Here is a 7,652-nt window from a genome sequence, read left to right as displayed (position 1 = left end):
GCTATTATGTAAAAAGCCCCGCCGAAGGGCGAGGCTTTAATTCATTCTTCTAAAAGACTAAATTGCAATTCTATTCCAACTTCTTCAATTACTTCTTTCGCTTGGTCTATAAAATTTTGCCCTTCAATAGGAAGAGGTGACTTGCCGATTATTTGAATAACAAGTCTTTTTCCTTTCGCTTGAGGATAGTTTTCTAATAATTGCTCGCTCTCACAAAAAGCCAAGTAACTATTCAACTTTTCTTGCAAAAGAACTAAATGATTATGAGTATCCGACCAATCCAAATGGTCAGATATTGTCAAAACCACCGTATTAGATACATCATCAGTACCTATAAAATCAATTTTATCTGTTTGTATTATTGACATAAATCACTTTTTCGGTCTTATAATATCAACTTTTGTGGGTGGTATTTTTGTTCCACCAGGAAAATTACCCTTTCCTTTGCCTACAACCGTTCCGCCGTCTTTTTGAATTTCAGGGAATGCTTTCTTCTGATTTTTCGTCAGAGGTGCTTTCTTGGAAGATTTGGCTTCTGTTAATTTTACTTTGCCAGTTGCCTTATCCTTTCCCACAATATCGAGCCGTGTCCTTGTACCTGATTTCGTTTTTACGGTTATTTGCTCAACTACATCTGATTGTGTTTTAGACACTTTCTTTAAGACCTTCTGCTCAAACTGAGCTCCCTTTTTAGCATTCTTGGCTAATTGTGACGCTTTATTTACAGTTTTAGCTCCCTTAATAAGCTTAGTTGCTCCGCTGACCAACCCTCCGCCAACTGCTCCTGCTCCAGCAGATACAAGTATTGACGTACCGTCAACATCTGTTAAAGCATCCCCCAGTCCCTTACCTTCTGCAAGATTGCCAGCGACTTGAGCTCCGTAATCAACGGCAGCACCAACAATAGCACCAATGCACCAAGGGCAACGCCCGTCAGGGTCGGTATAATAAACTGGGTTGTTCCAAGCGTACTGATACGGAGACTTGTCTATCTGCATCGCATCGTCAGCCAACGGATCCACCCCACTCCACCTACCGCTGCCCGCATCATACCACCGCGCCCCATAATCCGACAGGCCGGAGGCCGGGTCCCAGGCTTTGCCGTTGTAGCGGTACAAATGGGCAGGCGCAGATTCGTCACGCCCTATCCCCTGCAGCTGCAGCCCGAAGGGGTAGTACCATAGCCGCTGCATCACCTCCGCGGCCGCAGGGCCGCTGCCTTCTGCCGCGATTTGACCGTCTTCGTCTGCATCCCTGAACAGCACCGTGGTGTTGCCCAGGTGGTCGGTCAGGGGGCAGCCCGCTTCGCTTAGGGTGCGGTGGGAGCGGCTGCTTTTCAATGAACTTGGAGGGGGAAGATAGTTTTTTTTGAGGGGGACATCAAAGCGGCTGCGAACGGTGGTTAATTACTTTCATTTCGTTCAATCTGAGAACATAAAGGATAAATGTTATTTACTTGATATACAAAGAAAATCTTATGTGATTTCCTTTCAAAACGGTTCTTTCCTAATTGTTTAGCTAAACTTAAGATATACTCTGGAGCATGATGCACCAAAGAGTCTTGGTTTAGCTGAGAAAACATTCCTCCTTTACATAAAACGAATGCTTCTCCGAGAGTAGGAGATGTCGAAAAAGTATTATCTACATGCAAAATCAAATGACTATTGTCTATGCCACAGTAACTTAATGATGACAGCATTTCTATCCAACTTCCATAACTATCATCATTTAAATGATTATTTTCCACCAAATAGTTTTCAAAAGCAGTAGAGAATTCATAGTAATTGAACCCGGTATTATGTTCTAATTGTTCTATTTTATTATGTATACACTGAATATTCTTGGAGTTACAAGACGTACATAGAGTTAAAGTAATAATAGGTAGTATGATTAGGAAGAAAGGAATTTTAAATACCATAGCTTTACTGTTTTGTTCGATATGTTACTAATAAAGGTGTCTTATAGCCTATCCGAAATTCTCTTTTAAACCCTCCTCTAATTGGGTTTTCAACTGGACTTGAACTTATTCTTTGTGTAGCTAAACCCGATGAATATTCAATCGCGCTTCTATTAAAAGTGAATTTTTTATCAACAGTAATACTTCCTTCCACACTGAAGCTTCCAATAGCATTACCATCTCTTCGACTAAAATATTCGTTTACGGAAAAAGTGCCATCCCCCTGTTTTCCAGACACTTCAGACGCTAGCTCAATTTGGTTATGAATATCTTGAATATCTGTAGTCACTTCTTTTCCATTTCCTCCCTTCATATAGTCCATTCCTTGGTTTTTTGTCACTTTTTCATCTATTACCAATTTAAGCGGAGTATCACTATTTAACGAAATTTGTCCTTCTGAATAAGTCTCAGATTTATCAAAACATCCATCACAGTTACTATTAAATATTTCTTCGGCAGCTGACTCTCCATATTGTTTAACAAAAGTATCGTAGCTATCGCCATCCTCCGATATGTAGGAAATTGTGCCTGTAGATTCATTGTACTCTGGTATCCAATCAGCCGCCATACCTGTAGGATCAGTATGTATAACAGGGTTATCATAAACGTAATGATAAGGGCTCCATGATGGAAACTCACCCGCCAACGGATCCACCCCACTCCACCTACCGCTGCCCGCATCATACCACCGCGCCCCATAGTCCGACAGGCCGGAGGCCGGGTCCCAGGCTTTACCGTTGTAGCGGTACAAGTGGGCAGGCGCAGGTTCGTCACGCCCTATCCCCTGCAGCTGCAGCCCGAAGGGGTAGTACCATAGCCGCTGCATCACCTCCGCGGCCGCAGGGCCGCTGCCTTCTGCCGCGATTTGACCGTCTTCGTCTGCATCCCTGAACAGCACCGTGGTGTTGCCCAGGTGGTCGGTCAGGGGGCAGCCCGCTTCGCTTAGGGTGCGGTGGGAGCGGCTGCTTTTCAATGAACTTGCAGGGGGAAGATAGGGGTTTTTGGGGAGGTTGGGGCGGGGAGGTGCTCGGAAAATTAGCCGGGTCGGTCTCGGACATTCAAAAACTGCCCGAGGATAAAAGGCAGGTCGTCATGGCATTGCTCGATGCTTTTTGAAGCAGACAAAGCTGCAGAGTGTTATGTGGAAAGCCCCTGCTTGCGCAGAGGCTTTTACTTCATCGTTTCTTCGATTTTCGACCTCTATTCGATAAAAACAGATACAAAAGAAATACTATCCCAACCAAAATCATAAAATCCCTATTCAGCTTGTATGTTCCCACAAAGTTGCCAGGGTTCATTTCATCCAACTTAGAATTATAGGTAGCTTCCAATGTATCACCAATATTGTATTTTCCCTGTATGCAATCATTTTTGTTTATTGATATGTTGTACTTTTTCTCTTTATAACTAATACCAATAATATTAGACCGCCCACAGATAGGAAGTTCTACCACCTTTACAATAACTGGTTTATTAAAAACTTCAAATTGTAATCGGGTGGCTGCTTTTTTTAATTGGTTTGCTCCCCAAAGAAGGGCAAGTAAAAAACCAAAAATTATCAATAATCTCTTTACTGCCATATCCTACTGATTGATTGGTAAAATAATATTGACCCGTGTGTTATCTTGGGCAACAGGCTGTGGCGTTACCATAGGAACTTGAGGATTACCTCCAATGGATAACGCACTTCTCGTTGCATCGGATACATTTTGTAATCCATTGCCTACCGTTCCACCAACGTAATCATTAGCATTGTTGGCGTTATTCAATCTACTCTGTGCATTCCTTTGATTTGCTGCTCGTCCCGATGATGTTGGGTCATTCCTTGCTATTCTGGTAGTCCTATCCAATTGCCTTTCCATTACCTTGACTTTGGCATCCCCAACTACTTTAGCGTTACCTCCTATTTTGTCCATTACAACATCTGACACCACCTGAGTTGCAGATATATTACTGGCGTTTTCTTGTATCGTTGAAAAATCTCCATTTCTTGCATTTTTGACGGCATCATCTGTTACAACTTGTTTAGAAACTGACTCTCCTGCAACAATAGCAACATTAACACCCGTCCTTACAGTAGTATTAGCAATACCTCCAGTACCACCTGAAAAACCTCCAGCGAAACCTGAAATTACGGTTGATGTGACTGAATAGTCTTCAAAAGCACCTTTGCCTTGTATTTTATTTGTTGCAACTTGGACAGTAGCATCTGCACCTGCTCCAACACCAAATCCAACTGCAAAGGCATATAAAACAGGACATATTGGACAACGCCCGTCAGGGTCGGTTAAGCTAACTGGATTATTCCAAGCATAAGCAAAAGGGGACTTATCCACTTGGTTCGGATGGTCTGCCAACGGATCCACCCCACTCCACCTACCGCTGCCCGCATCATACCACCGCGCCCCATAGTCCGACAGGCCGGAGGCCGGGTCCCAGGCTTTGCCGTTGTAGCGGTACAGATGGGCAGGCGCAGATTCGTCACGCCCTATCCCCTGCAGCTGCAGCCCGAAGGGGTAGTACCATAGCCGCTGCATCACCTCCCCGGCCCCAGGGCCGCTGCCTTCTGCCGCGATTTGACCGTCTTCGTCTGCATCCCTGAACAGCACCGTGGTGTTGCCCAGGTGGCCGGTCAGACGGTAGCCCGCTTCGCTTAGGGTGCGGTGGGGCAGTTGCTTTTCAATGAACTTGGAGGGGGAAGATAGGGGTTTTTGGGATAGACCACCTGCCTTTTTCTCGCCCACAATGCAGATGGGGCGAAGCCAAATTTCATTCGGCAACGCCCTCTGCACAGGGTGGAGGAGCTGGCCAGCCTGCCTGAGCAGGACCGGCAGGGGATTCTTTTTGCCCTCGATGGGCTGCTTAGGAATGCGAAGGCGAGGATGGCGTATCAGTGAAAAAGCCCCACCGTGTGGTGAGGCTTTTTGAATTTATGCGGTTTTTTCTTCTTCCCAAGCATCAAAAGGTAATTGATAATCCTCAAAAGCAATCTGTTTGCAAGTCTCCACGTCATTTTGCAAAGTATCTCTTATACATTCTCCATTTTCAAAGACGTAGAGATAAACTCCCACTTCAGGATAGTCCTCTTCAATTTTAAACTCCCATTTTTTGCATGATGCTTTCAATATTTTAAATTCCATTATTCTATTGTTTTGGATAAATACGATGAGTGCCAGGGATAGCATCCTTCCATTTACCGTTTTCAAAAACTTCTAAATGAATATGCGGTTTGTCTCCGTGAGGGTTTTTTATGTCAAACCTGATTTTTCTCAAACCATCTGACGACATAAAAATGTTGTCCCCTGCCTTATTCGTTATTGACTTATAATTTTTCCCCAGCCATAATCGCATTTGTTTTGCAACATCATCAACAAGACCTGTACTGCCTTTGGCTGCCGCCGAATACCCTTTTGGCAGAGGAAGTGGAGCTATGGTTAAAAGTCCATCAATCCCCGTATCTATTCCTTCCTCAGACCCTTTGACTACAGAAAAACCATCCAACGTAGGCACATTGTCCCCTCGTCCATAAAATGGAAGTTGCCCCAATACATAAACCCCGTTAGCCATTCCATACGCCATCCGACCAAAAAAACCACCTTCTTTCCTGTTTTCCCAAAAACCAGCTTCTCTTTGTCTAAACCCATAAGCGGTTGCCGTTGCGGAGTACTCTATCTCCCCATCACCATTTTTGGTAATCGCCATACGGGAATTGTCATCCCGAATATCATAAGTGCCATCTTTGTTCTTTTTGAAGGAACTGTTCCACCAGCTTAGGTCAGTGTTCTTTCTGCGATATCTCCTCGCTTCTTTTTTGGTCTCAAAAAGACCGAACGGGTCGGTATATAAGATAGGGTTGTTAAATCCATATCTATATGGTGTCCAAGCTGGCGCCCAGTCCGCCAACGGATCCACCCCACTCCACCTACCGCTGCCCGCATCATACCACCGCGCCCCATAATCCGACAGGCCGGAGGCCGGGTCCCAGGCTTTGCCGTTGTAGCGGTACAAGTGGGCAGGCGCAGGTTCGTCACGCCCTATCCCCTGCAGCTGCAGCCCGAAGGGGTAGTACCATAGCCGCTGCATCACCTCCCCGGCCCCAGGGCCGCTGCCTTCTGCCGCGATTTGACCGTCTTCGTCTGCATCCCTGAACAGCACCGTGGTGTTGCCCAGGTGGCCGGTCAGGCGGTACTCCACTTCGCTTAGGGTGCGGTGGGAGCGGCTGCTTTTCAATGAACTTGGAGGGGGAAGATAGGGGTTTTGGGGATAGCAAGGTGCTGCCCTCTATAGAAAGGGACACCAAACTGCCGGCTGTGCTGGAAGTGTCGCTGGACTATTTGGTAGGTGATACAACCATCTTACTCAAAGACAAAAAAATGCTGTACCGCTTGGAAGTGCTACAAAAAGTGAATCCCGTCCATAAGGACAGGATTCTTTATATGCTCGACCTGATGCTGAAAGATGCTCAAAGCAACTCCCTTCAGGAAAAATTGGCGTAATTGTCTTTAATTCAATACACTTAGAGTATTTGTCTCACAATTATATTTGAACTTGACAGTTACCCCTCCTTGGTTCGCCATTTGTAAATTTTTCCGCTTACATTTCACATTAAAAGGAATAACATTTACAAAAAATATCCCTTCTTCAAACCTAAGAGGAATAATTCTATACAAGGTGAAAGGACCTTTTTTAGCCTTTTTCCGAATTTGACGGATATTCATTAGTTGAATGGTAACACCTCCTAACTGTTCAGGCATAGAGGAAGTTGTTATATCATTTTTCTCAACAAATAGTTCATCGCTAATAACAGCATCACTCAAATACACCCTCAACGCTATATTATATATGTTTGAAGAGTCTTTTATCTCACTACTTGAAGTAGTCTGCCCAAACAAAATTGAAGACTGCAATAAAACTAAATAAAAAATTATCTGCTTCATTTTTTAATACCGATTGAAAAGAATTGTTGAAAAGGAAAAGTTGCCTGTACCCCATTTCCATTATATATGTAAACCGTCTTATTTCCTTGAGCCAGTACATACCGATTGCCTGTAACACCTCTTGTATTAGCTTTAGCGTTCGGAATATCTCCATACCCCTTCGAACCCGAAGGAGCATTGTCAAAAGAATAGGTAGTTGTAGTTTCTCCCCCAATTGTATTGAAACCGCCACCAGTTGTCGATGTTACTGTACCGTCTGGATGTGTATGAAAGGTACCGTCAATAGTGGCATCAAGGTCGTTTGGAAGCGTGGACACATCTGCCGCTTTGAAAACATTTATAGATGCGTGAGGGTCTTTAGAGGGGTCTGCCTTTTCCCCAGGTTGTGCGTGGACAACATATTCGCTTCCATTTGAAGTGCCAAAGTAGCCACCTTCTTCATGGAATGAAGGAGAACCAGCTCGGTCAACCGCTTTATTCATTTCTGACCTAACGTAAGAACTTGGTAACATAACTCCAGAACTCACGTCACCAACCGCTGTTGTTCCTCCTTTTTTGTTGGTCTTTGATATTGACTTAGCTTCTTTCTTGTCAGTCACAACCATTACCTGACCATTGTCAACTCCGTCAGTTCCGAGGTACTTGCCCTTTTGGTTATAATAATCGGTCTCAACGCTTCTACCGTCTGGGTCTATGTTTCTGATTGGGTTTCCGAGTACATAATTGTATGGCGACCAAGCGTAATACCAATGTGCCAG

Annotated in this window: 10 protein-coding genes and 1 pseudogene; 1 reads left to right on the top strand and 10 read right to left on the bottom strand. The window is 44.5% G+C overall.

Annotation, left to right across the window (positions count from 1 at the left end; translation table 11 throughout):
- Positions 1-41 precede the first annotated feature (41 nt).
- From FRY97_RS21215 to FRY97_RS21180, 8 genes are all read right to left on the bottom strand, one after another.
- A complete protein-coding gene (locus FRY97_RS21215) occupies positions 42-368 on the bottom strand; it encodes a DUF6572 domain-containing protein (protein ID WP_147169633.1) in 327 nt (108 codons plus the stop codon).
- A gap of 3 nt (positions 369-371) precedes the next feature.
- Complete coding sequence (locus FRY97_RS21210; protein ID WP_147169632.1) at positions 372-1,340, bottom strand: RHS repeat domain-containing protein; 969 nt, start codon at positions 1,338-1,340, stop codon at positions 372-374.
- Between the two features lie 62 nt (positions 1,341-1,402).
- Positions 1,403-1,918, bottom strand: coding sequence for a hypothetical protein (locus FRY97_RS21205; protein ID WP_147169631.1), 516 nt, complete (start codon positions 1,916-1,918; stop codon positions 1,403-1,405).
- A gap of 4 nt (positions 1,919-1,922) precedes the next feature.
- The gene (locus tag FRY97_RS21200; RefSeq protein ID WP_147169630.1) at positions 1,923-2,930 is read right to left on the bottom strand and encodes an RHS repeat domain-containing protein; all 1,008 of its coding nucleotides are present in this window, start codon (positions 2,928-2,930) and stop codon (positions 1,923-1,925) included.
- 202 nt (positions 2,931-3,132) lie between these two features.
- Entirely contained in the window at positions 3,133-3,537 is a 405-nt protein-coding gene (locus tag FRY97_RS21195) for a hypothetical protein (RefSeq protein ID WP_147169629.1), read from the bottom strand.
- A gap of 3 nt (positions 3,538-3,540) precedes the next feature.
- Positions 3,541-4,701, bottom strand: coding sequence for an RHS repeat-associated core domain-containing protein (locus FRY97_RS21190; RefSeq protein WP_147169628.1), 1,161 nt, complete (start codon positions 4,699-4,701; stop codon positions 3,541-3,543).
- Positions 4,702-4,887: 186 nt separating this feature from the next.
- Positions 4,888-5,097, bottom strand: a complete 210-nt coding sequence (locus tag FRY97_RS21185; RefSeq protein WP_147169627.1) for a hypothetical protein — start codon at positions 5,095-5,097, stop codon at positions 4,888-4,890.
- A 4-nt stretch (positions 5,098-5,101) separates the two neighbouring features.
- Positions 5,102-6,151 carry an RHS repeat-associated core domain-containing protein gene (locus FRY97_RS21180; RefSeq protein WP_147169626.1) on the bottom strand — a complete coding sequence of 350 codons (1,050 nt, stop codon included), beginning with the start codon at positions 6,149-6,151 and terminating at the stop codon, positions 5,102-5,104.
- Between the two features lie 41 nt (positions 6,152-6,192).
- Between FRY97_RS21180 and FRY97_RS21175 the strand changes: the two genes are divergently transcribed.
- The gene (locus FRY97_RS21175) at positions 6,193-6,453 is read left to right on the top strand and encodes a hypothetical protein (protein ID WP_147169625.1); all 261 of its coding nucleotides are present in this window, start codon (positions 6,193-6,195) and stop codon (positions 6,451-6,453) included.
- Between the two features lie 6 nt (positions 6,454-6,459).
- On the opposite strand, the gene FRY97_RS21170 is transcribed toward FRY97_RS21175, so the two are convergent.
- Complete coding sequence (locus FRY97_RS21170) at positions 6,460-6,894, bottom strand: hypothetical protein (protein ID WP_147169624.1); 435 nt, start codon at positions 6,892-6,894, stop codon at positions 6,460-6,462.
- Positions 6,891-7,652: pseudogene (locus FRY97_RS22515) on the bottom strand (hypothetical protein); the annotation flags it as partial. The gene FRY97_RS21170 and the pseudogene FRY97_RS22515, both read right to left, overlap by 4 nt.

It is taken from the genome of Phaeodactylibacter luteus, from assembly GCF_007993045.1.
Taxonomy (GTDB): domain Bacteria; phylum Bacteroidota; class Bacteroidia; order Chitinophagales; family Saprospiraceae; genus Phaeodactylibacter; species Phaeodactylibacter luteus.
The sequence above is the reverse complement of the archived record's forward strand: the minus strand, read 5'-3'. Positions and strand labels throughout refer to the sequence as shown.

Bases quoted from the DNA above. Each gene is read 5' to 3' on its own strand.
- FRY97_RS21195 (WP_147169629.1), bottom strand. From the start codon at position 3,537: ATGGCAGTAAAGAGATTATTGATAATTTTTGGTTTTTTACTTGCCCTT.
- FRY97_RS21170 (WP_147169624.1), bottom strand. From the start codon at position 6,894: ATGAAGCAGATAATTTTTTATTTAGTTTTATTGCAGTCTTCAATTTTG.
- FRY97_RS21185 (WP_147169627.1), bottom strand. From the start codon at position 5,097: ATGGAATTTAAAATATTGAAAGCATCATGCAAAAAATGGGAGTTTAAA.
- FRY97_RS21205 (WP_147169631.1), bottom strand. From the start codon at position 1,918: ATGGTATTTAAAATTCCTTTCTTCCTAATCATACTACCTATTATTACT.
- FRY97_RS21215 (WP_147169633.1), bottom strand. From the start codon at position 368: ATGTCAATAATACAAACAGATAAAATTGATTTTATAGGTACTGATGAT.